At 67.8% G+C, this 25,800-nt stretch carries 22 protein-coding genes; 3 read left to right on the top strand and 19 right to left on the bottom strand.

Annotated elements, in window-relative coordinates:
- Window positions 1-180: 180 nt before the first annotated feature.
- The 9 genes from ACSQ3D_RS23020 to ACSQ3D_RS22980 form a co-directional block, all read right to left on the bottom strand.
- On the bottom strand, window positions 181-1,419 hold the full coding sequence (locus ACSQ3D_RS23020) for a PDDEXK nuclease domain-containing protein (RefSeq protein WP_436128471.1): 1,239 nt from the start codon (window positions 1,417-1,419) through the stop codon (window positions 181-183).
- 122 nt (window positions 1,420-1,541) lie between these two features.
- A complete protein-coding gene (locus ACSQ3D_RS23015; protein WP_436128470.1) occupies window positions 1,542-2,492 on the bottom strand; it encodes a Gfo/Idh/MocA family oxidoreductase in 951 nt (316 codons plus the stop codon).
- Between the two features lie 16 nt (window positions 2,493-2,508).
- Entirely contained in the window at window positions 2,509-3,366 is an 858-nt protein-coding gene (locus ACSQ3D_RS23010) for a class III extradiol dioxygenase subunit beta (RefSeq protein ID WP_056411331.1), read from the bottom strand.
- Window position 3,367: 1 nt separating this feature from the next.
- Window positions 3,368-3,814, bottom strand: coding sequence for a protocatechuate 4,5-dioxygenase subunit alpha (ligA, locus tag ACSQ3D_RS23005; RefSeq protein ID WP_436128469.1), 447 nt, complete (start codon window positions 3,812-3,814; stop codon window positions 3,368-3,370).
- Window positions 3,815-3,825: 11 nt separating this feature from the next.
- A complete protein-coding gene (locus ACSQ3D_RS23000; protein ID WP_436128468.1) occupies window positions 3,826-4,764 on the bottom strand; it encodes an amidohydrolase family protein in 939 nt (312 codons plus the stop codon).
- Between the two features lie 126 nt (window positions 4,765-4,890).
- Window positions 4,891-5,904 (bottom strand): Bug family tripartite tricarboxylate transporter substrate binding protein, encoded by a 1,014-nt coding sequence (locus ACSQ3D_RS22995; protein WP_056411328.1) that lies wholly within the window; start codon window positions 5,902-5,904, stop codon window positions 4,891-4,893.
- A 91-nt stretch (window positions 5,905-5,995) separates the two neighbouring features.
- Entirely contained in the window at window positions 5,996-6,679 is a 684-nt protein-coding gene (gene ligK / locus ACSQ3D_RS22990) for a 4-carboxy-4-hydroxy-2-oxoadipate aldolase/oxaloacetate decarboxylase (RefSeq protein WP_396505710.1), read from the bottom strand.
- 182 nt (window positions 6,680-6,861) lie between these two features.
- Window positions 6,862-7,896, bottom strand: coding sequence for an amidohydrolase family protein (locus ACSQ3D_RS22985; protein WP_436128467.1), 1,035 nt, complete (start codon window positions 7,894-7,896; stop codon window positions 6,862-6,864).
- 58 nt (window positions 7,897-7,954) lie between these two features.
- Window positions 7,955-8,644, bottom strand: coding sequence for a substrate-binding domain-containing protein (locus tag ACSQ3D_RS22980; protein ID WP_436128466.1), 690 nt, complete (start codon window positions 8,642-8,644; stop codon window positions 7,955-7,957).
- A gap of 185 nt (window positions 8,645-8,829) precedes the next feature.
- On the opposite strand from ACSQ3D_RS22980, the gene ACSQ3D_RS22975 reads away from it, so the two are divergent.
- Window positions 8,830-9,750: a LysR substrate-binding domain-containing protein gene (locus tag ACSQ3D_RS22975; RefSeq protein WP_056170950.1), complete on the top strand. Its 921-nt coding sequence runs from the start codon at window positions 8,830-8,832 to the stop codon at window positions 9,748-9,750.
- 194 nt (window positions 9,751-9,944) lie between these two features.
- On the opposite strand, the gene ACSQ3D_RS22970 is transcribed toward ACSQ3D_RS22975, so the two are convergent.
- From ACSQ3D_RS22970 to ACSQ3D_RS22940, 7 genes are all read right to left on the bottom strand, one after another.
- A complete protein-coding gene (locus ACSQ3D_RS22970) occupies window positions 9,945-10,925 on the bottom strand; it encodes a tripartite tricarboxylate transporter substrate binding protein (protein ID WP_436128465.1) in 981 nt (326 codons plus the stop codon).
- Window positions 10,926-10,944: 19 nt separating this feature from the next.
- A complete protein-coding gene (locus ACSQ3D_RS22965) occupies window positions 10,945-11,676 on the bottom strand; it encodes an ABC transporter ATP-binding protein (RefSeq protein ID WP_436128464.1) in 732 nt (243 codons plus the stop codon).
- On the bottom strand, window positions 11,669-12,529 hold the full coding sequence (locus ACSQ3D_RS22960) for an ABC transporter ATP-binding protein (RefSeq protein ID WP_436128463.1): 861 nt from the start codon (window positions 12,527-12,529) through the stop codon (window positions 11,669-11,671). Before ACSQ3D_RS22960 ends, ACSQ3D_RS22965 begins: the two co-directional genes overlap by 8 nt.
- Window position 12,530: 1 nt before the next feature.
- Window positions 12,531-13,526: a branched-chain amino acid ABC transporter permease gene (locus ACSQ3D_RS22955; RefSeq protein WP_436128462.1), complete on the bottom strand. Its 996-nt coding sequence runs from the start codon at window positions 13,524-13,526 to the stop codon at window positions 12,531-12,533.
- A 1-nt stretch (window position 13,527) separates the two neighbouring features.
- Complete coding sequence (locus ACSQ3D_RS22950; protein WP_056170957.1) at window positions 13,528-14,400, bottom strand: branched-chain amino acid ABC transporter permease; 873 nt, start codon at window positions 14,398-14,400, stop codon at window positions 13,528-13,530.
- Between the two features lie 317 nt (window positions 14,401-14,717).
- Window positions 14,718-15,908, bottom strand: coding sequence for an ABC transporter substrate-binding protein (locus tag ACSQ3D_RS22945; protein WP_436128461.1), 1,191 nt, complete (start codon window positions 15,906-15,908; stop codon window positions 14,718-14,720).
- A gap of 292 nt (window positions 15,909-16,200) precedes the next feature.
- The gene (locus ACSQ3D_RS22940) at window positions 16,201-16,980 is read right to left on the bottom strand and encodes a GntR family transcriptional regulator (RefSeq protein WP_056411313.1); all 780 of its coding nucleotides are present in this window, start codon (window positions 16,978-16,980) and stop codon (window positions 16,201-16,203) included.
- A gap of 280 nt (window positions 16,981-17,260) precedes the next feature.
- On the opposite strand from ACSQ3D_RS22940, the gene ACSQ3D_RS22935 reads away from it, so the two are divergent.
- Window positions 17,261-18,319, top strand: coding sequence for an aromatic ring-hydroxylating dioxygenase subunit alpha (locus ACSQ3D_RS22935; protein WP_436128460.1), 1,059 nt, complete (start codon window positions 17,261-17,263; stop codon window positions 18,317-18,319).
- A complete protein-coding gene (locus ACSQ3D_RS22930) occupies window positions 18,316-19,281 on the top strand; it encodes a PDR/VanB family oxidoreductase (RefSeq protein ID WP_056411312.1) in 966 nt (321 codons plus the stop codon). The genes ACSQ3D_RS22935 and ACSQ3D_RS22930 overlap by 4 nt, the downstream gene beginning before the upstream one ends.
- Before the next feature lie 221 nt (window positions 19,282-19,502).
- Here ACSQ3D_RS22930 and ACSQ3D_RS22925 read toward each other — a convergent pair whose 3' ends face one another.
- The 3 genes from ACSQ3D_RS22925 to ACSQ3D_RS22915 form a co-directional block, all read right to left on the bottom strand.
- The gene (locus ACSQ3D_RS22925) at window positions 19,503-19,871 is read right to left on the bottom strand and encodes an HPF/RaiA family ribosome-associated protein (RefSeq protein WP_056411311.1); all 369 of its coding nucleotides are present in this window, start codon (window positions 19,869-19,871) and stop codon (window positions 19,503-19,505) included.
- A 224-nt stretch (window positions 19,872-20,095) separates the two neighbouring features.
- The gene (locus tag ACSQ3D_RS22920; RefSeq protein ID WP_436128459.1) at window positions 20,096-22,081 is read right to left on the bottom strand and encodes a CHASE2 domain-containing protein; all 1,986 of its coding nucleotides are present in this window, start codon (window positions 22,079-22,081) and stop codon (window positions 20,096-20,098) included.
- Window positions 22,062-25,676, bottom strand: coding sequence for a TonB-dependent receptor domain-containing protein (locus ACSQ3D_RS22915; protein ID WP_436128458.1), 3,615 nt, complete (start codon window positions 25,674-25,676; stop codon window positions 22,062-22,064). The genes ACSQ3D_RS22920 and ACSQ3D_RS22915 overlap by 20 nt, the downstream gene beginning before the upstream one ends.
- Window positions 25,677-25,800 lie beyond the last annotated feature (124 nt).

Here is a 25,800-nt window from a genome sequence, read left to right as displayed (position 1 = left end):
GTCGGCCAATAAAGAGCAGCTATTGATTTGATAGCTGCTTGCGCCCGTCAGATGCGCAGCAGGGGCCTTTGGGGGCATAAATATTGAGCGACGACCGTACCAAGAGCGCAATGACCGGCCGGCGGCTCCGTCATGGTTGTTCTTCAATTCGCCCAACTCGCCCAACTCGCCTTTGCCCGCTCATTCATTCCCGCCCCCCAACTCCTCCACGGCCCTGTGCAAGAAAGCCGCCATCTCCTCCGTGCCTGGTAGCTGCACCTGGTAGCGCGACACAAAGAGCTTGTTGCTCATGTCTGCCAACGCGTACTGCACCAGCTCGGTGTTCTTGCGCGTGCACAGCAATATGCCGATGGGCGGCTGGTCGCCCTCGGTCATGTGGTTGTGCTTGTAGTAGCTGACATAGGCGTTCAGCTGCCCCAGGTTTTCGTGTTTGAAGGCATCGTTCTTCAGCTCGATGAGCACATGGCACTTGAGCACACGGTGATAGAAAACCAGATCCACAAAGAAGTGTTCGCCGCCCATCACCACGCGCTTTTGCCGTGCCTCAAAGCAAAAGCCGTGACCCAGTTCCAGCAAAAAAGCTTGCAGCTTGTCGAGTAGCGCATCCTCAAGCTGGCCTTCGGTCACGGTCTCCTGAGGCTTCAGGCCCAGAAATTCAAAGACGTAGGGATCGCGGATGATTTGCTGAGGATCGGCCCGCTCGGCTTTGGCGTGGGCCCGCTGTGACAGGGTCGTCTTGTCGGTGGAGAGGCCGCTGCGCTGGTAGTACAGCGTGCTGATCTGGCGCTTGAGTTCGCGCACCGACCAGTTGCCGCGCAATGCCTCGGTTTCGTAGAAGCTGCGTTGCGCCGGGTCTTCCAGGCCTACCAGCTCCTCGATGTGGCTGTACGACAGGCGGGTGAGCAACTGCAATGGGTCGCCAGCGCCCGCTTCCGTCCCCAAAAGTGGGGACGCTGTCCCCACTTTTACTTGCGCGTTGGCTGTAGGTGGCTGCAACTCGGCGAATTGTGGGGACAGCGCCCCCACAATGCCTGGATAAAGGCGATAGAAGCGCAAATAGCGGTAGAGCTGGCGCCGGTCGCAGTTGCTGACCTTGCCTTGTGTGAGTTGCTCGGCCAGTTTGTGAAGCAGCTTGTCGCCGTAAGTGGCGCGGTCCGCGCCCTGTAGTTCGTAGTGATGGATGTGCGCACCGATCAGCCAGTTGCGAAACGTCAGGCTGATGTTGACGGCACGTGTCGCCTGCGCGGCGCACTGTGCGTGCACATGACGGATGTCGGCCACCAGTGCCGAAAAGCTGCTGGGCGGTGGTTCGCGCTTGCTGAGACTGCGTTTAGATGCCATATCCCAGTCCCACCCTGCTTTCGCGAATCTCGGCTTGCGCCGGTGGTCTACCAAGCTTGCCGGGACGTTGTTGTCCACGAATGTTCACGCCATGTTCCAAAAGCCGCCTCCGCAGTGCCCATAAAAAAGCCCACCCCGCTGACCGAATCATTCTATTCGGCGGGGTGGGCGATGGGCCCCATGGCGAGAACCGGGCGGCTCTAGCCGTTGAGCTGCTGCTCCAACCCGTGCAGCACCTCATAGCACGCCAGCACGCGGCCCACGCTGGAGTTGGGTTCGCGGCCTTCGCGGATGGCGGCGAAGAACTCGCGGTCCTGCAGCTCGATGCCGTTCATCGACACGTCGACATGGCTCACGTCGATCTTCTCGTCCTTGCCGTTGTACAGGTCGTCGTAGCGCGCCAGGTAGGTGGCGGTGTCGCCGATGTAGCGGAAGTACGTGCCCAGCGGGCCGTCGTTGTTGAACGAGAGCGACAGCGTGCAGATGGCGCCGTTCTCTGCCTTGAGCTGGATGCTCATGTCCATCGCGATGCCCAGCACCGGGTGGATGGGGCCCTGGATGGCGTTGGCTTTGACGATGGGACTGCCCGCCTGGTAGGCGAACAAATCCACCGTGTGCGCGGCGTGGTGCCACAGCAGGTGGTCCGTCCAGCTGCGGGCCTGGCCCAGCGCGTTGGTGTTGGTGCGGCGAAAGAAGTAGGTCTGCACATCCATCTGCTGGATGTTGAACTCGCCTGCCTGGACCTTCTGGTGCACGTACTGGTGGCTGGGGTTGAAACGGCGCGTGTGGCCGCACATGGCCACCAGGCCTTTGTCCTTTTGCGTGGCGACGACTTCCTGCGCGCCCTTCAAGCTATCTGCCAGCGGGATCTCCACCTGCACGTGCTTGCCGGCCTTCAGGCAGGCGATGCTCTGCTCGGCGTGCATCTGCGTGGGGGTGCACAGGATCACGGCGTCCACCTCCTGGATGGCCAGCGCATCGTTCAGGTCGGTGCTGACGTGCTGGATGCCGTACTTGTCGGCCACTTCCTGGGTCTTGGCCAGGTCGCGGCTGATGAGGGAGATGACTTCGACGCCGTCGATGTTTTTAATGCCGTCCAGATGCTTGATGCCGAAGGCGCCAGCGCCTGCGAGTGCGACTTTGATGGTCATGTCGGGTTCCTTGAATTTATTGGTTCTCGAGGATCAGGTGCCCCACTGCCGTATTGCTGGCGGGCACGTGGAAGAAGCGGTGCGCCACCTTGGGCGCGGGGCCGGTGCCGGCTACATCGCTCATGGCGCCCCGGGCGATGAGCCACATCACGAGCTCGATGCCTTCGCTGCCGGCTTCGCGCACGTATTCGATGTGCGGCACCTGGGCCAGTTCGGCGGGCTCGGCGATCAGGCGGTCCAGGAACTTGTTGTCCCAGTCCTTGTTGATGAGGCCGGCGCGCGGGCCCTGCAGCTGGTGGCTCATGCCGCCCGTGCCCCAGATCTGCACGTTGAGGTCTTCATCGAACGACTCGATCGCCTTGCGGATGGCCTTGCCGATCTGAAAGCACCGGTTGCCCGACGGCACGGGGTACTGCACCACGTTGACCGCGAACGGGATGACCTTGCAGGGCCACTGCTCGGGCTGGCCGAACATCAGCGACAGCGGCACGGTGAGGCCGTGGTCCACATCCATGCGGTTGACGATGGTGAGGTCGAAGTCGTCCTGGATGACCGACTGCGCGATGTGCGCGGCCAGCTCGGGGTGCCCGTACACCGTGGGCACGGGGCGCGGGCCCCAGCCCTCGTCGGCGGGCTGGTAGGACGCGGCCGTGCCGATGGCGAACGTGGGGATCATGTCCAGGCTGAACGCGGTGGCGTGGTCGTTGAAGACCAGGAACACGACGTCGGGCTTGTTGGCCTTCTCCCATGCCTTGGAGAAGTCGTAGCCCTTGAAGAGCGGCTGCCAGTAGGGCTCGCCCTGCTTGCCCAGGTCGAGCGCCGCGCCGATGGCGGGCACGTGCGAGGTGTAGACGGATGCGGTGATCTTGGCCATGTCAGTGTCCGGCCGGCTTCTTGCCGGCGGCTCCTTGGGGTTGTCGGTGCGCCTGTGCGTCGCCGTCTTCGCCGACGTAGCGGTTGCCCTCGGCCGAGCGGCCGCCGCCGATCATCATGTTGCGGTATTCCTCTTCCGTCATGCCGGTCATGGAGCCGGCCATCTGCTGGAAGGACCGTCCGTCGGTCGCGCCGATCTTGGCCAGGAAGTAGATGTTGCCGCCCAGCGCGATGCAGCGGTTCAGGTCGCGTGCGAGCACGGCCAGCTTCTGGTCTTCGGTCATGGGCCACTCGTCCAGGTAGCCGCGCTCGTTGGCCAAAAACCGCGCGCGGTTCTCGGCCTTCATGAGCGACATGCAGAACTGGTTCAGGTGGTAGCCCAGGCGCGACTGCTCGGCGTCGAAGATGGTCGTGCCGGGCACGTCCTTGTAGGGTTTGTGCAATGCCATGGTGTGCTCCTTCAGCCCTGGGCCAATTCGGGCCAGTACAGGCGCGTGGGATTGTCCACCAGCAGCTTCTTTTGCAGCTCGGCCGTGGGCGCGATGTGCGGGATGAAGTCCACCAGCAGGCCGTCGTCGGGCATGTGGTCCTTGAGGTTGGGGTGCGGCCAGTCGGTGCCCCAGAGCACGCGGTCGGGGAACTCCTCGACCACCTTGCGCGCAAACGGCACCACGTCCTGGTAGGCCGCCTGCTCGCCGTTCAGTGCCTTGGGGCCGGCCACCGACAGGCGCTCGGGGCAGCTCACCTTGCTCCACACGTTGGGGTGCTCACGCATGAATTTCAGGAACAGCGCGAACTCGGGGCCATCCACCGGCTTGCTCACATCCGGGCGGCCCATGTGGTCTACCACCACCGTGGTGGGCAGCTGGGTGAAGAAGTCCCACAGCTCGGGCAGGTCCACCGCCTCGAAGTAGATCACCACGTGCCAGCCGAGCTTGTGGATGCGGCCGGCGATCTCCATCAGCTCGTCCTTGGGCGTGAAGTCCACCAGGCGCTTGACGAAGTTGAAGCGCACGCCGCGCACGCCGGCGTCGTGCAGTTCCTGCAGCTCGGCATCGGAGATGCTGCGTTTGACCGTGGCCACGCCCTTGGCCTTGCCGTGGCTGGCTTTGAGCGCATCGACCATGGCGCGGTTGTCCGCGCCGTGGCAGGTGGCCTGCACCACCACGTTCTTGTCGAAGCCCAGGTGGTCGCGCAGCGCGAACAGCTGCGCCTTGGAGGCATCGCACGGCGTGTACTTGCGCTCGGGTGCGTAAGGAAATTCGGCGCCGGGGCCGAACACGTGGCAGTGCGCATCCACCGCGCCTGGGGGCAGCTGGAACCGGGGCCGGGTCGGGCCGGTGTACCAGTCGAGCCAGCCAGCGGTCTTCTCGAAAGGGCCGGAAGTGGGTTTGCTCATGATGTTTGAACCTTCATGGTTAAAAGACGCCAGACTGGGCCAGTGCACCCGCGGAACCGGCTTCGCCGGGCCGCCGGGTGCGCCCCCTGGAGGGGGAGGCGCCGCAGGCGCTTCGGGGGGGAGGCATCAGTCCAGCGAAACGTTGGCCTTCTTGATCACGTCGCCAAAACGCTGGCTCTCGTCCTTCACGAACTGCGCGAACTGGGGGCGCGTGGTGGGGAACTGCTCGTAGCCGAAGGTCTTGAACTTCTCGGCCACATCGGGGCCGGTCAGGGCCTGCTCGATGTCGCGCTTGATCTTGTCGGTGACGGCCGCAGGCAGGCCGGGCGGCACGGCGATGGCGTTCCAGCCGGTCACGGCAAAGTCCTTGGGGCCACCCGCTTCGCCCACGGTGGGCACGTCGGGGAACTCGGCCGAGCGCTGGGGGCCGGCAAAGGCCAGCAGGCGCAGCTTGCCCGCGCGGTACAGCGGGCCGGCGGTGGCGGCGCTGCCCAGCGCGAAGTCGATGTCGCCGGTGGCGACCGAGGTGTACAGCTGCGTGGTCTCCTTGAAGATCACGTGCTCCATCTGCGTGCCGGTGGCGGACTCGAACAGCTCCGAGCCCAGGTGCACCGGGTTGCCCACGGACCACGAGCCGTAGTTGAGCTTGCCCGGGCGGGCCTTGGCGTCGGCCACGATGTCGCCCACGGTCTTGTACTTGCTGCCCGTGCCCACAGTGAAGAAGAAGTGGGTCTTGAACAGCGGCAGCAGCGTGTCGAAGTCCTTGGCCACGTCGTAGGGCAGCTTCTTGAACAGGCTGGGGTAGGCGGCCAGGTGCACGTTGTCCAGCACGATCAGGTCATGCCCGTCCTTGGCGCCGCGCTTGAAGGCGTCGATGGCGATGAAGCCGTTGCCGCCGGGCCGGTTCTCGACCACCACGGGCTGGCCCCAGCTCTTGGACAACTTGTCGGCTACCAGGCGGGCCACGCCATCAGGGCCGCCACCCACCGGGAAGGGCGTGATGATGCGCACCGGCTTGGTGGGGAAGGCCTGGGCGTGTGCGCCGTGGGACGCGAGGCCCAGGGTGGCGGCCAGGCCGAGCGAGACAACGGACGCCAGGCCAACGCTGCGGCGCAGGGGGGAGAAGGTGCGAGAGGTCATGGAATGCAAAAAAACAAATGCTATAAATTCGATAGCTGCTACCGCTTGCCAGTCAAGCGGTAGAGGCCTGAAATATTCAAGGCTGCCTGATCTAGTCGATGTACCTGAGGCCCGCCTTCTCCAGGCCGGGGCGCATGTTGTACATGTCCAGGCCCAGCACGCCCGAGGCCAGCTTGGCGCGTTTCTCGCCTTCGAAGCTCTCGCGCTTTTGCGCGGCGGCCAGGGTCTCGGCTGCACGGGCGGCGGGCACGCAGACCACGCCGTCGTCATCGGCCACGATCACGTCGCCCGGCTTGACGAGCGCACCGGCGCACACCACGGGGATGTTCACCGAGCCCAGCGTGGCCTTGATCGTGCCCTTGCTGCTGATGGCGCGGCTCCACACGGGGAAGTTCATCTCCTGCAGCGTCTTCACGTCGCGCACGCCGGCGTCGATGATGAGCGCACGCGCACCGCGCGACTGGAAGGAGGTGGCGAGCAGGTCGCCGAAGTAGCCGTCGGTGCACTCGGACGTGACCCCCGCCACCACCACGTCGCCGGGCTGGATCTGCTCGGCCGCCACGTGCAGCATCCAGTTGTCGCCCGGCTGCAGCAGCACGGTCACGGCGGTGCCGCTGATCTGCTGGCCGCCGTAGATGGGGCGCATGTAGGGCTTGAGCAGGCCGACGCGGCCCATGGCCTCGTGCACGGTGGCCGAGCCCAAAGCGGCCAGGCCGTCGGCGGCCGCGCGGTCGGCGCGGGTGATGTTGCGGTAGACAACGCCTAGTTCGTACATGTTTGTCTCTCTCCGTTGGTGTGGGTGGTGTCGGGACTTTGATCGCGCCGCATCGCATCGCATTGCATCGCGTTCGATCCGTTCCCATCCGTTCGGGCTGAGCTTGTCGAAGCCTGGTGCCGCGCTTCGACAGGCTCAGCGTGAACGGCCGGGGTTGGGGGTGATCTAGGCCGGCAGCAAGGTCACAGCCCCTTGGCCTTCAGGCGCGCATCCAGGCGCGGGAACACGCGGCGCACATTGGCTTCGTAGACCTGGTGCTTGTCGTCAGCGCTCAGGATCTTGCTGGCCTCGATGTAGCGCTTGGTGTCGTCGTAGTAGTTGCCGGTGGTGGGGTCGATGCCGCGCACCGCGCCGATCATCTCGCTGGCGAACAGCACGTTCTTCACCGGGATCACCGTGTTCAGCAAATCGATGCCGGGCTGGTGGTAGACGCAGGTGTCGAAGAACACGTTGTTCATCAGGTGGTCGTCCAGCAGCGGCTTCTTCATCTCCTGCGCCAGGCCGCGGAACCGGCCCCAGTGGTAAGGCACTGCGCCGCCGCCGTGCGGGATCAAGAACCTGAGCGTGGGGAAGTCCTTGAACAGATCGCCCTGGATCAGCTGCATGAAGGCAGTGGTGTCGGCGTTCAGGTAGTGCGCGCCCGTGGTGTGAAAGCACGCGTTGCAGCTGGTGCTCACATGGATCATGGCCGGCAGGTCGTACTCCACCATCTTTTCGTAGATGGGATACCAGTGCTTGTCGGTCAGCGGCGGGCTGGTCCAGTGGCCGCCCGAGGGGTCGGGGTTCAGGTTGATGCCCACGGCGCCGTATTCGTGCACGCACTTTTCCAGCTCGGGGATGCAGGTGGCGGGGTCCACGCCGGGGCTTTGCGGCAGCATGGCCACGGGCACGAAGTGGTCGGGGAACAGCGTGGAGACCCGATAGCACAGCTCGTTGCAGATGGCGGCCCAGGTGCTGGACACCTCGAAGTCGCCGATGTGGTGGGCCATGAAGCTCGCGCGCGGGCTGAACAGCGTGATGTCGCTGCCGCGCTCCTTCATCAGCCTGAGCTGGTTGGTCTCGATGGACTCGCGCAGTTCGTCGTCGCTGATGGTCAGGTCTGCCACCTTGGGCATCTGGGCGGGGTCCTTGATGCCGGCGATCTGCGCGTTGCGCCAGTTCTCCAGCGCCTTGGGGGCCGTGGTGTAGTGGCCGTGGCAGTCGATGATGAGGCTCATGGGGTGGTGCTCCTGAAAGATGTTCTTGTCGAAGTGCTTGTGCTGTGGCGCAGGCCGGTCACGCGGGGTCCATGCCCTGCTTGCGCTTGGCATCCGCTGCTTGCGGCGACGCCATGTAGGCCAGCAGTTCGCGCGCGGCATCGGCCTGCTGCGACTGCGCGCCGATGCCGGCGGAGAACGTGGTCGTGATCTGGATGGCGGGCGGCAGCGGCCCGACGATGGCGATGCCCTGCACGTGCAGCAGCTCGCTCAATTGCTGAAAACCCAGCGCCACCTCGCCCTTGGCCACCAGCGAGCCCACGGGCACGCCGGGCGGGGCCTGCACCATGCGGCCGGCGATCTCGCCGGCGATGCCCCAGCGTTCGAACAGTTTTGCCAGCGCCACGCCGCTCGGGCCGGTGGAGTAGCTGATGCTGCGCGCGGCCAGCACGGCCTGGCGCACGGCGTCTTCGGAGCCGATGTCCGGCTGCGGCGCACCGGCGGGCACGGCCACCGCCACGCCCGAATGCACCAGGTCGACCACGCTGCCGGGCACGATGCAGCCCGCGGCCAGCAGCTTGGCGATGGCGTCGGCCGCGAGCACCACCACGTCGAAGGCCTCGCCGGCCCTCACGCGCTGGGCGGCGTCCACACCGCCCACGGCCTCGATGCTGGCGCGGTGGCCCGTGGCCTGCTCGAAGCCCGCAGTCAGCTCGGCCAGCACCTGGCGGGTGGCCATGGACGAGATTCCGCGAAGGTGTTGGGACATGGTGGCGTAAAGGTGGAAGGCAGACAAAAGGGCCAGGGCGCCCAGCCCGCACGGAGCCTTGGAGCGCTGTCTAGGCCGGATTCTGGGCGAAGCCGAGCTATACAAAAAGTAGCTGCACCGTCTAGCAGGTATATCATTTACCGATAGGAAACACTTTTGCCGAGCCCCCGCTTCGCGCCTCTCTGATGGACCTCAAGCAGCTGGAATACTTTGTGCGCGTGGCCGAGCTGGGCAGCTTCACCCGCGCGGCCGCGGCGCTGGACGTGGCGCAGTCGGCGCTGAGCCGCCAGATCCGCCTGCTGGAGGTGGAGCTGCGCCAGAACCTGCTGGTGCGCAATGGCCGGGGCGCCACGCCCACCGAAGCGGGCAAGCTGCTGGTGGAGCACGGGCGCGGCATCCTGCACCAGATGGCGCGGGCGCGGGAGGACATGGACCGCATGCGCGGCGGGCTGTCGGGCCGCGTGGCCATCGGCCTGCCCAACAGCGTGGCGCGGGTGATGACGGTGCCGCTGACCCGCGCCTTCCGCCAGGAGCTGCCCGAGGCGCGCCTGTCCATCAGCGAGGGGCTGTCGGGCGCGATTCTGGAAGGCCTGGTCAGCGGGCGCCTGGACATCGTGGTGCTCTACAACGCCCAGCCCTCGCGCGATATCGATGTGGCGCACCTCATCGACGAAGACCTGGTGCTGGTGCGCGTGCGCCCGCCCGGCCTGGCCGAAGACCCGCCGCCCGGCCCCATCCCGCTGGCCGAGGTGGCGCGGCTGCCGCTGATCATCCCGTCGCGGCCCAACGCGATCCGCATGCATGTGGAATCGGAGATGGCCAACATCGGCTGCCGGCCCGAGGTGGCGCTGGAGATCGACGGCGTCTCCGCCATCCTGGACCTGGTGGCCGACGGCGCGGGCTGCGCCATCCTCTCGCGCAACGCGCTGCTCAACTCGCCCCGGCCTTCGGCCTACACGGCCCAGGTCATCGGCACGCCGGGCAAGCCGCCGCTGCGCATCGCGCTGTCGCTGGCGACCAGCCTGCAGCGGCCGGCCACGCAGGTGCAGAAAGCGGCGCTGGAGCTGATCCAGCGCACGGTGCCGCTGGTGTTCGAGCACCCGTGAACGTCGCCGGGTATCACGCTGCTTATGGAAGTAGAAAAACGGTTCACCTTCTACCGTTCACGCTGAGCCTGTCGAAGCGCGGCACCAGGCTTCGACAAGCTCAGCCCGAACGGCAAGGGGTGCGGTAAAGGGGTGCGGTACGGGGGCAGTCAGCCCGACCGGTATCGGGCCGGCTGATTGAACGCGAACCCTGCCTACTGCCGCGCGATCTTGGCCCGCGTGATCACATCGCCCCAGCGCCGCACATCGGCCGCCAGGTGTTCGGCGGCCTGCGCGGGCGTGCTGCCCTGGGCCTGCAGGTTCAGCTCCAGCAGGCGCTTTTTCACGTCGGGCTGGGCCAGGGCCGATTGCACCTCGCGCGACAGGCGCTCCACCACGGCGGGCGGGGTGCGTGCGGGCACGGCCAGGCCGTTCCAGGACGTGACGTTGAAGCCGGCCAGGGGGCCGCCGCTCTCGCGCACCGTGGGAACCTCGGGCAGCTGTGGCGCGCGCTGGGCGCCCAGCACCGCCAGCGGGCGCAGGGCCCTGGAGCCGATCTGCGGCATCAGCCCGCCGAGGATGTCCACCATGGCGTCGATCTCGCCGCCGCGCAGTGCGGTGATGACCGGCGGCGTGCCGTTGAAGGGCACCACCTGGGCGTCGATGCCGGCGGTCACCTTGAAGAGTTCGGCCGCCAGGTTCTGCGTGGTGCCGATCTGCGGCGTGCCGATGTTGAGCTTGCCCGGGTTCGCGCGGCCATAGGCCAGCAGCTCTGCCAGGGTGCCGAAGCGCCCGCCTTCGCGCACGACGATGGCCAGGTCGAACGTGGCCAGCAGCGACACCGGCACGAAGTCCTTCAGCGTGTCGAACGGCAGCGTATTGAACAGCGCGGCGCTCACCGCCGTGCCGCTGCTGATGAGCAGCAGCGTGTGACCGTCGGGCTCGGCGCGTGCGACCTGCTCGCCGGCCACCACGCCGCCCGCGCTGGGTTTGTTCTCGATCACCACGCTCTGCCCCAGCGGGCCCGCGATCTTCTGGCCCACCGTGCGCGCGGTGATGTCGGCCGCGCCGCCCGCCGCATTGGGCACCACGATGCGGATCGGGCGCGAGGGGAACGCGGGCTGCGCGTGGGCGGCGGCCGCGCCCCAGGCTGCGGCCAGGGCCAGGAGGGTTCTGCGGTGGATGGTGAGGTTCATGCGCATGCCTTGGCCCCTGTCAGCGCGACACGCCCAGCAGGCGGTCCAGCAGCGCGGGCTGCGCGCTCAGCTCTGCCGCTGTGCCCGCGTGCACCACCGTGCCCCGGTCCAGCACGGCGGCCTGGTCCGAGATGGCCAGGATGGCCTGCGGGTGCTGCTCCACGATGATGGCCGACAGGCCTTCTTCGCGCGTGATGCGGCGGATGGCGCGCAGCAGCTCTTCCACGATGATGGGCGCCAGGCCTTCGAGCGGCTCGTCCAGCAGCAAGAGGCGCGGGTTGAGCACCAGCGCGCGGCCCACGGCCAGCATCTGCTGCTCGCCGCCCGACAGCTGCGTGCCCAGGTTGGTCTTGCGTTCTGCCAGCCGCGGGAACATCTCGTACACCCGCTCGGGCGTCCATGGGCGCGCGGTAGAGCCCTTGCGGCCGGGGCGCGCCACGGCCGTGAGGTTCTCGTGCACGGAGAGCGACTTGAAGATGTTGCGCTCCTGCGGCACCCATCCGATGCCGGCGGCCGCCCGCTCGTGCGAGGGCAGCTTGTGCAGCGCCGCGCCGCCCAGCATCACCGTGCCGCCGTGCTGGCGCGTGGCGCCTGCGAGCGTGTTGATGAGCGTGGTCTTGCCCGTGCCGTTGCGGCCCAGCAGGGCCAGGGTGTCGCCTTCGGCCAGCGACAGGGAGATGCCTTGCAGCACCACGGCTTCGCCGTAGCCCGCGCTAAGGCCTTCGATACGCAGCAGTTCGTTCTTAGACATGAAGACCTCCTGCCCCCACGCTCCCCGCTGCGCGTGGTTCGCTGCCCCCCAAGGGGGCCCTCGCGCCTTGGGGCGGCCCGGCGTCGCTCGATCCCTCCCCATGCCCCAGATACACCGCCTTCACCTGCGGGTCGTTGGCAATCGTGTCCGGGTCGCCCTCGGTCAGCACCGTGCCGTTGACCAGCACCGTCATGCGGTTGGCAAAGCTGAAAACCAGGTCCATGTCGTGTTCGATCAACAGCACCGAGACATCGGCGGGCAGTGCCGCCACGGTTTGCAAAAGTTCTTCGCGCTCGCCCGCCGGCACGCCGGCCACGGGCTCGTCGAGCAGCAGCACGCGCGGCTCGCAGGCCAGGGCAATGGCGATCTCCAGCAGGCGGCGCTTGCCGTAGGCCAGCACCCGCGTTTCCTCGGCCATCACCGAGGTCAGGTGGAACTGCTCGAGCAGCTGCTCGCAGCGCTCGGTGACGGCGCGGCGCGCGCCCAGCGGCTGCCACCACTTGCCGCCCAGGCCCTGGTGCTGCGACACGGTGAGCGCCAGGGTCTCCAGCGGCGTGAGGCTGTCGAACAGCTGGTTGATCTGAAACGTGCGCACCATGCCGCGCGCCACACGCTGGTGCGGCGCCAGGCGCGAGATGTCCTGGCCCTCGAGCACGATGAAGCCTTCGGTGGGCTCCAGCACGCCGGTCAGCAGGTTGATCAGCGTGGTCTTGCCCGCGCCGTTGGGGCCGATGAGCGCATGGCGTGCGCCCTTTTTCAAGTCCAGCGTGACGTTGTTGGTGGCGGTGATGCCGCCGAAGCGCTTGACCAGGCCCTGCGCCGACAGCACGGTGGTGGAGGTTGTCGTGTTCATGTCAATGGCCTCCCGCGCTGGAGCTGGCACCGGGCTTACGCCCGGCCCCGAACCAGGTCCAGGGGCGGAACAGGCGGTCGCGCCCGACCAGCACCAGCACCACCAGGAACAGGCCGATCCAGAACGTCCAGTACTGCGGCGTGACGGACGAGATCACGTCCTGCAGCAGCTTGAAGCCCACGGCGCCCAGGATGCCGCCGTAGAGCCAGCCGACGCCGCCGATCACCAAGATCAGCATCACGTCCGCCGAGCGGTGGAACTCGAACAGGTCGAGCGATGCAAAGCCCGTGGTCTGCGTGAGCAGCGCGCCCGCAGCGCCTGCCAGCGCGGCCGCCAGCGTGTACACCTGCGCCAGCTTGGCCGTGACGGGGATGCCGATGGCCATGGCGCGCAGCCGGTTGTCGCGGATGGCCTTGAGCGTGGCGCCGAACGGCGACTGCACGATGCGCCGCGCTATGAGGAAGAACACCAGCAGCACCGTGAGCGAATACCACGCCGCCGTGCGGCCGTACAGGTCGAACTCGAATTGGCCGAGCACTGGGCCCATCACCACGCCCTGCAGGCCGTCGGCGCCGCCCGTCAGCCAATCGAGCTTGTTGGCCAGCTCCAGCATGATCAGGCCCACGCCCAGCGTGACCATGAGCCGCGTGAGGTCGGTGCCGCGCATGATGGTGAGCGACGCCACCGCCCCCAGCACCGTGGCCGCCGCAATGCCCACCGCCAGGCCCACCAGCGGGTCGGGCATCACGTGCTTGGCGAACAGCGCCGCCGCGTAGCCGCCCATGCCGAAGAAGGCCGCGTGGCCCAGCGACACGATGCCGGTGTAGCCCAGGATCAGGTCCAGCGAGATCGCGAACAGCGCCACGATGGCGATCTCGTTGATGATGAGCGCGTGGCTGGGCAGGGCCAGCGGCGCGACGAAGGCCAGGACCCAGAAGATGGGTTCCCACCAGCGAAAGCGCCGGGCCTTCAAGAGGATGGAGGTCTGAGCGTTCATCTCATTTCCCTCCTTTGCGAACGAAGAGGCCTTGCGGGCGCCAGATGAGGATCACGATCATGAGGCTGTACACGATGAAGGCGCCCAGCTTGGGGATGTAGTACTTGCCCGCCACGTCGGCAATGCCCAGCAGCAGCGCGGCCAGCAGCGGTCCGGTGATGGACGAGGTGCCGCCCACCGCCACGACGATCAGGAAATAGATCATGAACTTGAGCGGAAAGCTCGGGTCCAGGCCCAGCACCTCGGCCCCCAGCGCACCGCCCAGCCCCGCCAGGCCCGAGCCGAACGCGAAGGTGGACAGGAACACGATGTTCACGTTGATGCCCATGCCCGCGGCCACGCGCTGGTCGTCCACCGACGCGCGCAGGCGGCTGCCGAAGCGCGTCTTGGTCAGCACGTACTGCAGCCCCACCGTGAGCGCCGCGCACACCGCGATGATGAACAACCGGTAGTGCCCCATGCCCAGCATGAAGGCGCCGCTGCCGATCTCGGTGCGGCCCTTGAGCCATTCGGGCAGCTGCATGATCTGCTGCGTGGAGCCTACGAAGTAGTCCACGCTGGCCACAGCCATGAAGACCAGCCCGATGGAGAACAGCACCTGGTCCAGGTGCGCCTTGTTGTAGAGCGGCCGGTACAGCGTGCGCTCCAGCACCGCCCCCAGCAAAGCCGTGCCCACGAACGCGATAGGCAGGCACACGAGAAACGGCACACCCAGCCGCTGCATCAGCAGCACCGTGATGTACCCCCCCGCCATGGCAAAGGCCCCGTGCGCCAGGTTGATGAAGTTCATCAACCCCATGGTCACGGCCAGGCCCACTGCCAGGATGAACAGCAGCATGCCGTAGGCAACGCCGTCGAAAAGAATGGTCAGCATGAAATCACTTCAATGAAGACGAACAAGAGTCATGGGTCCGTGCGTGGCGCCCTGGCTTCGACAGGCCCAGCCCGAACGGTAGTGCCCCAGCTTCAACTGCCTCAGCCCAACCGGTGACGCTCTGGCTTCGACAAGCTCAACCCGAACGGATGGTGGAAGAAAGCCTCCCCCCGAAAACTGGCGCGCCCCGCCACTGATTAGAAACACCCGCCCGCAAAAACCGGCGCGCCCCAAGGCCAGCGCCACCGTGGAACTGGCTTCGCCAGGCCACGGGTGGCGTCCCCCTGTAGGGGGAAGGCGCGCAGCGCCTCAGGGGGTTACTTAGTCTTGCCGGGGTCCTTCACATCCTTGATCACATCGAACTCCACGTTGTACAGCTGCCCGTTCACGCGCTCCACCTTGCGCAGGTACACGTTCTGCACGATGTCGCGCGTTTGCGCGTCGATGAACACGGGGCCGCGCGGACTTTCGAACACCTGGCCCTTCATCGCGGCCAGCAGCGCATCGCCGCCGCCCGCGCCCTTGGTGGTGCGCAGCGCTTCATAGATCACGCGCATGCCGTCGTAGCCGCCCACGGCCATGAAGTTCGGGCGCAGGCCCTTGTTGGCTTTCTCGAACGCGTCGACGAACTTCTTGTTCAGCGGCGAGGGGTGCGCGGCCGAGTAGTGGTGGGAGGTGACCACGCCCAGCGCGCCGTCGCCCATGTCGTTGAGCTGGTCGTCATCGGTCACGTCGCCGGTGGCGATGAGCTTGATGCCGGCCTTGTCCAGGCCGCGCTCCAGGAACTGCTTCATCACCGCCGCGCCCGCGCCCGAGGGAACGAAGACGAACAGCGCGTCGGGCTTGCCGTCGCGCACCTTCTGCAAGAACGGGGCGAAATCGGGGTTGCGCAACGGCACGCGCAGGGCCTCGGTCACCTGGCCGCCGTTGAAGGTCAGGCGCTGGTTGAAATACTTTTCGGCGTCGATGCCGGGGCCGTAGTCGCTGACCAAGGTCACGACCTTCTTGATGCCGTTCTTGGGCGCCCAGTCGGCCAGGGCCACCGACACCTGGGGCAGCGTGAAGCTGCTGCGCACGACGTAGGGCGATGCCTCGGTGATGCTGGACGTGGCCGCGGCCATCACCACCAGCGGGGTCTTGGACTGCGTGGCCAGCGGCGCAGTCGCCATGGCCGACGGCGTGATGCCCATGCCGGCGAGCACGTTGACCTTCTCGTTCACCACCAGCTCCTGCGCCAGGCGGCGCGTCACGTCGGGCAGGCTGGTGTCGTCCTTGATGATGAGCTGCACCTTCTTGCCAGCCACGGTGTCGCCGTTCTGCGCCATGTAGAGCTTGGCGGCCGCTTCGATCTGGCGACCGGTGGTGGCCTGCTGGCCCGTCATGGGCAGGATGAGGCCGATCTTGAAGACGTTGCTGTCTTGCGCGGCGGCGGGCAGTGCGGCCAGGCCGCTGATCAGCACCAGGGCCGCAGCCGCGGAGGCACGAAGAAGGTGGCGTTTGGTGGGCATCGATGTCTCCTGGGGATGTCGTTGTATACAGAACAATGCTGGCCGCAGTGTGAATCGCGCTGGAGACTTCGACAAGCGGGCTTTCCCACTTTTAGATATCTCAGAACGGGATATCACCCCCTGAGTCGCCTGCGGCGCCTTCCCCCTCTCTCGCGCTGCGCGCGGGAGGGGGACGCAGCCAGCGGCCTGGCACAGCCAGTTCCGCGGCTACCTGGCGGAAGCCACGCCCTCTTCCTCCGCCGCCCGGCATCCGCCGACAGCGACCCGCTCGGAAGCCTTTTTTGGATGCAGATCACCCGCGTTCACGAATGAGCCCGACACCCGGCAAGCCCTGCACCTGGGCCGCCTGCACCGCAGCCAGCAGGTTGCGCCGCGTGATGCGGGAATGCTCGCGCAGGATGGCTTCGGCCCGGGCGCCCTCGCGGCGCTCGATGGCGTCGAGGGCCTGGCGGTGCTGGTCTTGCGCCACGATGAGCATGTCGCGCGCTTCATGGGAATGGGTCTGCACCACGACGAAGGCCGAGGGCGATGCGAACGGCAGGCCCTTCACCCGGTCCAGCTCGCGGGCGATCACGTCGCTGCCGACCATGCGGCTGAGCAGCAGGTGAAAGCGCGCGTTCAGCTCCACGTAGCGCGAGAAGCCCTCGTCGTCCAGCGTGCGGGGTGCGAGGGCCGTGTCGATGGCGTCCAGGCAGGCGTGGGCTTCGGCCAGCAGCGCGGCCTCCACGCCGCGCTCGGCCGCCAGGCGCGCCGCCAGCCCTTCCATGGTGCCGCGCAGCTCGATGGCGTCGGCCACGTCGGTCTCTGAAAACGTGCGCACCGCGTAGCCACCGCCGGGAAGGCGGTGCAGCAGCCCCTCCTGCTCCAGCCGCATCAGCGCGGCGCGGATGGGGGTGCGTGAGACACCCAGCTTTTCCACCAGCGTCAGCTCGGCAATGCGCGCGCCGCCGGGCAGCTCGCCCGCCAGGATCATCTCGCGCAGGCGCAGCTGCGCCTTGACGGCCTGCGAGGTGGCGGCGTCGCCAGCGGGCGCTGAAAGGGTTGCGATCTGCGGATCGTCGGTCAGGTGCATGGCTGGCGGGACGGGTGGACGGAGGGAGGACGGCAGCCTGGCTGGGCCGCAACGAGCCCCGAATGTATACACAAACCCGCATCCAATCCAGGCGCCGCAGATGCAATCCGATTTAAAACAATGACTTACAAGCTATGCCGGCGTGCGATAGCTGGTTTTCAGTATTTTTATGTATACAGCGCCGCACTCCTTTCGCACAATCCGCTGTATCCCAGTGCGCGGCTTTCCGGGCGCGCACTGGCCCCACGAACAAGCCATCGACACCCACGAGACAACCACTATGTATCCCAAGAACGCCTGGTACGTTGCCTGCACCCCCGACGAGATCGCCGACAAACCCCTGGGCCGCATGGTCTGCGGCGAGAAGATCGTGTTCTACCGCCCCGCCCCTGACAAGGTGGCTGCGCTGGAGGACTTCTGCCCGCACCGGGGCGCACCGCTGTCGCTGGGCAAGGTGTGCGACGGCGAGCTGATGTGCGGCTACCACGGCCTGCGCGTGGGCTGCGACGGCAAGGCGGTGTCCATGCCCGGCCAGCGCGTGCAGGGCTTTCCGCGCACGCGCAGCTTTCCGGTGGAGGAGCGCTACGGCTTCATCTGGGTGTGGACGGGCGATGCCGCCTTGGCCGACCCCGCCAAGATCCACCCTTTGCCCTGGGCCGAGAGCGACGAGTGGGCCTACGGCGGCGGGCTGTACCACATCGCCTGCGACTACCGCCTGATGATCGACAACCTGATGGACCTCACGCACGAGACGTATGTGCACGCCACCAGCATCGGCCAGAAAGAGATCGACGAGGTGCCCTGCAAGACCCGGGTGGAGGGCGACGAGGTCATCACCAGCCGCTTCATGGAAGGCATCCAGGCGCCGCCGTTCTGGCAGATGGCGCTGCGCATGAACGGCCTGCCCGACGACCAGCCGGTGGACCGCTGGCAGATCTGCCACTTCTCGCCACCGAGCCATGTGCTCATCGAGGTGGGCGTGGCGCTGGCCGGCCACGGCGGCTACGACGCGCCTGCGGACAAGAAGGCATCGAGCATCGTGGTGGACTTCATCACGCCCGAGACCGACACCTCCATCCACTACTTCTGGGGCATGGCCCGCAACTTCAAGCCGCAGGACCCTGAACTCACCGCCAAGATCCGCGAAGGCCAGGGCGGCATCTTTGCCGAGGACCAGGAGATGCTGGAAAAGCAGCAGCACAACCTGCTGCGCTACCCCGACCGCAAGCTCTTGATGCTCAACATCGATGCGGGCGGCGTGCAGTCGCGCAAGGTGCTGGACCGCGTGATCGCCGCCGAGCGCGCGCCTGCAGCCCCGCAGCCGGCGGTGACCGCATGACCGCGCAGGAGACGTTCCAGGTCCGCGTCGCCAAGAAGACCGCCGAGGCCGAGGGCATCGCCAGCTTCGAGCTCGCGCGGCTCGACGGCCAGCCGCTGCCGCCGTTCAGCGCGGGCTCGCACATCGACGTGCATGTGCCCGGCGGCACGGTGCGCCAGTACTCGCTGTGCAACGCATCGCACGAACAGCACCGCTACCGCATCGCCGTGCTGCGCGACCCCGCCTCCCGCGGCGGCTCAGTGGGCATGCACGACCGCGTGAACGAAGGCGACGTGATCACCATCAGCACGCCGCGCAACCACTTTGCGCTGCACCCCGCGCAGCACACGCTGCTGCTCGCGGGCGGCATCGGCGTGACGCCACTGCTGTGCATGGCCGACCGCCTGGCGCGCACCGGCGCGGGCTTTGCGCTGCACTACTGCACGCGCTCGGCCGAGCGCACCGCGTTTGCCGGCGAGATCACCGCCTCGCCCATGGCACCGCACGTGCACTTTCACTTCGATGCGGGGGCGCCCGAGCAAAAGCTCGACCTGGCGTCCGTGCTGGCAGCGCCGGGAGACGACAAGCGGGTGTATGTGTGCGGCCCGGCGGGCTTCATTGACCATGTGGTGAGCACGGCCCAAGCGATGGGCTGGGCACAGGACCGCATCCACCTGGAATACTTTGCGGCGCCCGCGCAGGACACCTCGGGCGATGAGGGCTTCGAGGTGCGCATCGCGAGCACCGGCAAGACCTATGCGATTGCGCCGGACATTTCGATCGTGGACGCGCTGCGCGGCCAGGGCATCGACATCATGACCTCGTGCGAACAGGGCGTGTGCGGCACCTGCATCACCCGCGTGCTGGAGGGCAAGGTGGACCACCGCGACATGTACCTGACCGATGAGGAAAAGGCGAGCAACGAGCAGTTCATGCCCTGCTGCTCGCGCGCGCGCAGCAAGCTGCTGGTGCTGGATCTGTGAGCGCTGCGGCGGCGATGGCGATGGCCGCAGGCTGAGGTGACTGCGCCGGCGCCATGCCGCACGGCGCGGGGTGGCTGTGTGACGGGCTGCGCCGCGCGCCAGCCCCAGCCAGCGAAGGCGCGCCCGCGCAATGCAGGCGCCGCCTTCGGTTGCTATCGTTCACATAGCAACAAAATGATGAACGGAGAGCGGTAGCGGGGCATGCGGTGCACCATTCAAGGTCAACCCGCGGCGGCGGCATCCGACGCGTCCAGCGTCCGGATGGTGTCACGCCCGTGGCGGTCTTTGGCGCGGCCCAGGTCGGTGTCGAGCGCGCGGGTCAGCTTGTCGACCGAGGAGATGAACGCCCGGCCCATTTCGCTGGCATCGTCGGCCACGGAGATCGGCTGGCGGCCGGTGACGCGCGCCTCGATGCGGCAGCGCTTGTCGTTGGCACCGGACTTGCCGGCGTCGAGGTCACTCAAGAACACATCCAGCCGCGTCACATGGTCCTGAAAGCGCGACAGCCGGCTCTTGGCTTCGGTGGCGATCCACTCGCTGAGGGATTCGCCGCCTTCGATGTGGTCGTCCGTATTGACTTGTACTTGCATGGTGGTGCTCCTTGAAGAATTCAAGCGAAGGACCCTGCCCTGCCGTGTCTTGCGTCCCGGCTGGGCAGCCGTCCCGTGAACCCCCATGGTCGCACCTTCGGGGCGCTGCGCCCGTAAGAACCTGTTAGTCGCCGGGTCTTCCATGTCCCTGCGGTGCAGAGGTCTTTGCAATGTGGCGGGCTGATGACGGGCGACCCGGCTGGCGCAGCGGCTTGCTCGCTCGCTCAGAGCTTGTCGAGCGCCACGGCAGGCGACCACGCAGAACCCTCGGGCAGCAGGCGCGCAGCGGCCACGCGCTGCTGCAGGCGCAGCGCCGCCGCATCCCCAGGAAGCCGTTCGAGTATGGCTGCCAGATGCGTGTCGGCGGCCTGCCAGTCGCGCGCATGGAACGCGTCGAGCGCGCCCTGGCTCGCCTGGCAAGCCGCAGCGTCATCGCAGGGCGTGAACACACGCACCGGCTCGGTCTTGCCTTTCACGATCACATCGTCCAGCGGTCGCAGCGCCATGCCTGGCGGCAGCTGCGCAGCGGTGGCGGCGGACAGCAGGATCCCGGTGCCAAACGCCTTGTTCGCGCCTTCCAGGCGCGCGGCCAGGTTCACCGCGTCGCCGATGGCGGTGTAGGAAAAGCGCTGCTCCGAGCCCACGTTGCCCACCACCACGCGGCCGGTGTGCAGGCCGATGCGCATGTGGATGGGCGGCAGGCCCCGCGCGCGCAGGTCGGCCACCAACGGCGCCATGGCCTGCTGCATGGCCACGGCCGCGTGCACGGCGTGCTCGGCATGCTGCGCGTCGGGCAGCGGCGCGCCCCAGAACGCCATCACCGCATCGCCGATGAACTTGTCCACCGTGCCGCCCGTGGCGTGGACGATGGGCGTCATCGCGTTGAAGTAGCCGGTGAGCACCTCGACCGTCTGCTCGGCCGTGAGCTGCTCGGACAGCGTGGTGAAGTGGGCCAGGTCGGTGAACATGAGCGTGACCTCGCGCGCCTCGCCACCCAGGCGCAGCAGCTCGGGCTGCGCGATCAGCCGCGAGACGACGGCCGGCGGCGTGTACTGGGCGAACATGGCGCGGATCTGCCGCGCCCGCTGGCGCACGGCGGCATAGCCCACCAGTGCCGCCGCGCCGTAGATGGCCAGGGCACCGGCCACCGGCAGCATCGGCGGCCACCACAGGCGCCATTGCGCAAACAGCCACCACGACACACCTGCGATCACAACCACCACGCCGGCGGCCAGCGCTGCAGCGCCTGCGGTGTGCAGCCTGCGGTTGGCCCACAGCAGCAGCGGCAGCAGCGCGGCGATGAGGGCCAGGCTCCAGCCCTCAGGGACACTGCGCAGCCCGCCCCCCGCCAGAAAGTTGTCGACGAGCGTGGCCTGCAGCTCCACGCCCGGGAACAGCCGCTCGCCCCCGGCCGTACCGAACGGCGAGTTGAACAGGTCGGCCTGCGCACGCGACAGCTCGGTGGCCGTGCGTGCGGATCGGCCGACGAGCACGATCTTGTCCTTGAAGAACCCGGGCGGCAGCAGGCCCGGCTCCAGCGCCTGGTAGTACGAGCGCGTGTCGAAGGTGCCGCGCGGGCCCCGGTAGCCGATCCAGTCGAAGTGGCGCAGCACGGGCGTGGCGCCGCGTGCCTCGGCCGCGCGCTGCGCGAGCCGCAGGGCAAACCCGTCGGGCGCCACGGGGGCACGCCGCACCACAAAGTCGTCGTCGGGCTCCACGCCTGCATCGCCTGATTCGGCGCCGGCATCGAGCAGGCGCTGCAGCGGCAGGATGTCCATCCACACCGACGCGTTGCCGCTGTCGACTTTGTCGCGCGTGGAGGCCAGCACCACCGGGCCCGCGTCGCCGATGGCGCGGGCCAGCGCGGCATCCTCGGCCTCGGACGTGGGTTCGGCAAACACCACGTCCAGGCCCACGGCGGCAGCCCCTTCGGCGTGCAGGCGCTGCAGCAGCGCCGCATGCACGCCGCGCGGGAAGGGCCAGGCCTGCTGCAGCTCCTGGAAGGTGGGCTCGTCGATCGCCAGGATCACCACGGGCAGCGTGGTGCGGTGTGGCGCCGTCAAGGTCGTGAGCACGTCGAAGGTCTTGAACTCCAGCGCGTGCCAGGTGCGGCTGAAGGTGGCGGCCCACAGCAGCAGCAGTGCGGCCGCGCACGCGCCCAGCACCCAAGCCGCCTGCCGCCGCGCGCCCTTAGAAGCGGTAGCGCGCATCGATCACATAGCGCACGGACTGGCGGTCGGTGCGGTCGCCGAACAGGTTGAGAACGCCGGCGCCCAGCACCCAGTGCTTGTCCTGCGTTTCCCAATAGCCCACCAGGTCCATACTCCAGCCAGGGGGCCGGCGCGTGAGGTTGGTCTTGTCCTCGAACCGCTCGGACCGGTAGACCACGCGCGCGCTGGCATACACCCGCTGCCCGCTGGCCCAGGTGGCGCCGAGCACGGCCGTGTGGCGCGGTATGTAGGGAATACGCAGGCCGCGGACGATGTCGTGGCCCACGCTGTCCATGTAATCGCTGCTGCTGCGCTGGTACAGGTACTTGGCGTAGCCCGACCACTGCCGGCTGAACATGCGGTTGACGCCCGCGCCCAGCACCCGCAGGGTGCCCTGCTCGAACCCTGGTGTGCCCTCCATCACATCCGTGGTCGAGAGGTTGATGAGCTGCGCATTGCGCATCTCCTCCAGGAACGGCATGCTCGGCACGCGCAGATCTACGCCGATGGTGCCCGGGTTCTGCACGCGCAGATGGTCGGCACGCAGGCTCACGAAGGTGCGCTCATCCACCTCCGTGCTCCACTGCGCCGCCGTGCGCCGTTGGCGCCCGCCAGCCTCCACCAGGCGATCTTCCACCGGAATACCGGCCGTCTCCACGCTGGTGAGCGTGGAGGTGCTCAGCGGGCGGACCCAGTCCTGGTAGGCCAGCCGCACGGTGTGACCGGCAACGGGCGTCAGCACCACGCCGATGCGGGGCGTGACCGTCCTTTCGGTGTCGTTGCGACGCTCCAGCGTCTCGTCGTAGCCGCCGCTGAACACCAGGCTCACCGCATTGGCGCCCACCACGCGGTGCCGGATCTGCTGCAGGCCCAGCGCAGCGTCCACCAGCGCGCCGGATGTGACCTGCTGGCTGCCCGCCAGCGTCAGCGCCGTGTAGCGACGGTCAATGCGATTGGCGCCGCCGAACGCGAGGATGTCGAGTCCCCCGTTATTTCTGTTAAGCACCGGGCCTGAACCTTCCACGCCGCCAAACTGCTTCTCGGCCACATGCTCCAGCGCCACGCTCAGGCGCGTGCCCGGCTGCGGGTCCAGGGTGTGGCGCACTTGAAATTCGTTGAACGCCTTGCGCGCGAAAACGTCCAGGCCGATCAGCGATGCCAGCGGAGGTGCCAAAAACAGCGTCGGGTAGTCGCTGGCTCGCAGGTCTTCCATGCTGCGGCCCAGCTTGAGCCAGGTCTGCTCCACCGGGCTCCAGCGGTAGGAGAGGCCGGCCATGCCCTGGCGAACGCGGTTGCTGCTGGCCGTCTGTGGCGAATCCTCGCCCGTACCGAACAGATCGACCAGGTTGTGCCCTTGGGTCGACACGTTGAACTGGTTGGCATACGCAAACAGGTTCAGCCGCTCCGTGGGCAGCATGCCCAGGCCCAGCGTGAACGCCTCCGCCCCCACGTTTGCCGTACCGGACGCATCGTAGAAGGCTGGCGAGTTCGAGACGCCTACGTCGATCGGAAACCGCGTTGCGTTGGCCCGTTGCGCCTTCACGAACCAGGACACCGGCACGTGGCTGTTGTTCATGCCGTTGAGCGTGACCGAGGGCACGCTCATGCGCGAGAACTCGCGGTCGTGCGTCAGACCCAGCACACCGTGGCTGCCCGGCTGCTGCAGCAGCGGCGAGTAGCGCTGGCTGGCACCGAAGGCCATGGGGTCGGTCAGGAAGCCCTGGAACAGGGCCGAGTTCTTGTTGAACTCGCCCTGGTACCGGTCCGCCAGGAAGAGGTGGCTGCCGCCCCAGTAGGGCGTGAAGCTCTGCCGCGCCAGCTCCTGCGCCCACTCCTCCATGCCGAAGAACGCGAGCGACGCGCCCAGGTTGGCGCTGCCCTTCTGGTCGTTGGCCACCTGGTTGAGCGACTTGAGGTACGGCATGCGCTCGACCGCAGCGCGCGCGGCCTCCACCGCCTCGCCGGGCTGGAACAGGTCGGTGTGGATCTGCGCGAGCAGCATGTAGGGCACCGGGTCCTTGTCGTCCAGGCGGCTGGCCTGGTGCAGCGTGGCCAGCGCGTCCTGGTGGCGGCCCAGCTGGTAGTACGCGACGGCCGTCCACGTCTTGGCGCGGGCGTAGCGCGGCTCCATCACGCCGGCACGCAGGAAGTCGTCGAGCGCCTGCTGCGGCTGGCCTTGCTTGAGATGCAGCAGGCCCTGGCCGGTGAGGGCCACGTAGTCCGCCGGGTTGTCGCCCAGCGCGGCGGCAAACGCCGCGCCGGCTTCGGTGAACTGGTTGACGAAGGTCTCGAGCGTGCCCAGCTCGCCGTAGGCGCCAGGCGCGTCGCGCGTGATCGACAGCGCGCGCTGCAGGTTCTCGCGGGCGGGGCGGGTGTCTTCGCGCTCGGTGTGCGCGCTACCCAGGCCCTGCCAGCCGCGGGCGTCGCCGGGCGCCAGCTGCGTGGCTTCGGTGTAGGCCGCCAGGGTGGCGGGGGCGTCGCCGCGGCGGCGGGCCAGCTCGGCGCGCACCAGGGCGATGTCGGCATGCGCCGTGCCTTGCGTTGCGGCGAGCGTGGCGGTGGCGTCGTCCATGCGGTCGCTCAGCATCTGCACGCGCGCCAGCTGGGCCACCAGGGCCGGGTGCGCGGGCCAGTGCTGCAGGGCCGTGCGCAGTGTCTGCACGGCGGCGGGGCCGTCGCCGTCCATGAGCTGCAGGTCGGACTGCATCAGCCAGGCAGGCAGGGGCGCGGCTGCGGGGGTGTTCAGCGCCACCTGGCGCGCAAGCTGCTCGCGGGCCGCCAGCGCCTCGCCGGACTGCAGCGCGATGGCGGCCTCCATCACGGGCACCCAGGGTGCGGGCGCACTGCCGCGGCCCTGCGCCAGGGCTGCGCGTGCCGCAGCCAGGTCCCGGGCCTGCAGGGCGGCGCGCACGGGGGCGACTGCGTCGGGCAGGGGCTCGGCGGCCACCAGGTGCGGCACGGGGTCGGCGCGCAGGGCGTTCACCCACTGGATGCGGTCGCGCGGCTGGCTCAGTACCAGCTTGACCGGCGCCTTGCCCACGTCGGCGACGGCGGCTTCGTTGGCACCGACCAGCACCCGGCCCTGCACATTGAAGAACTCCACCGTGCCGGAAAGCACCGTGAGCAGCGTTCGGCCGTCGTCGTCCACCGCCAGGTCCCAGTCGGTGCCGCGGATCGCGGCGGTGGCGGCGGGGGTCTCCAGGTTCAGGCGGCTGCCATCAGGCCGGCGGGTCTGCGTCCAGGCGCGGCCCGCGTTGAGCAGCAGCGTGGTCACGGGCTGGGCGGGCGTGGCCACGCCCTTGACCTGCAGCACTGTGTTCTGGTGCAGGCGCAGCTGCGTGTCGTCGGCGAACAGCAAGGCCATCTTGGCAGCCTGGCGCGTGCGCACGAAGTCGCCCGTGGCCAGGGCCTGGGCGGGGCGGGCGGGCTGCCAGTCTGCGGCTGCTGCGTTGCGCTGGTCGCCTGCGCCCTGCAGGCTGATGATTTCTGCGGCGGCGCCTGGGGGCACGGCGGCCTGCGACAGCAGCGGCCAGGCGATGCTGGTCAGGGCCGCCATGGCGGTGAGCGCGGGCCAGCGGTTCTTTTTGTGTGGCATTCGTGGGCTTTCCGGGAGATGCGAAACGGACGCTTCACCGGTCGCCCCTCCCTGGCGCCGGGTGAGCAAAAATTATCGCGAGGCGCGCAGAAAATGCGGCACCCGGGCAGCGGCGCGGCAGAAC

It is taken from the genome of Acidovorax sp. LjRoot117 (assembly GCF_964252695.1).
Lineage (GTDB): Bacteria > Pseudomonadota > Gammaproteobacteria > Burkholderiales > Burkholderiaceae_C > Acidovorax.
This window is presented reverse-complemented; position numbering and strand designations above follow the sequence as displayed.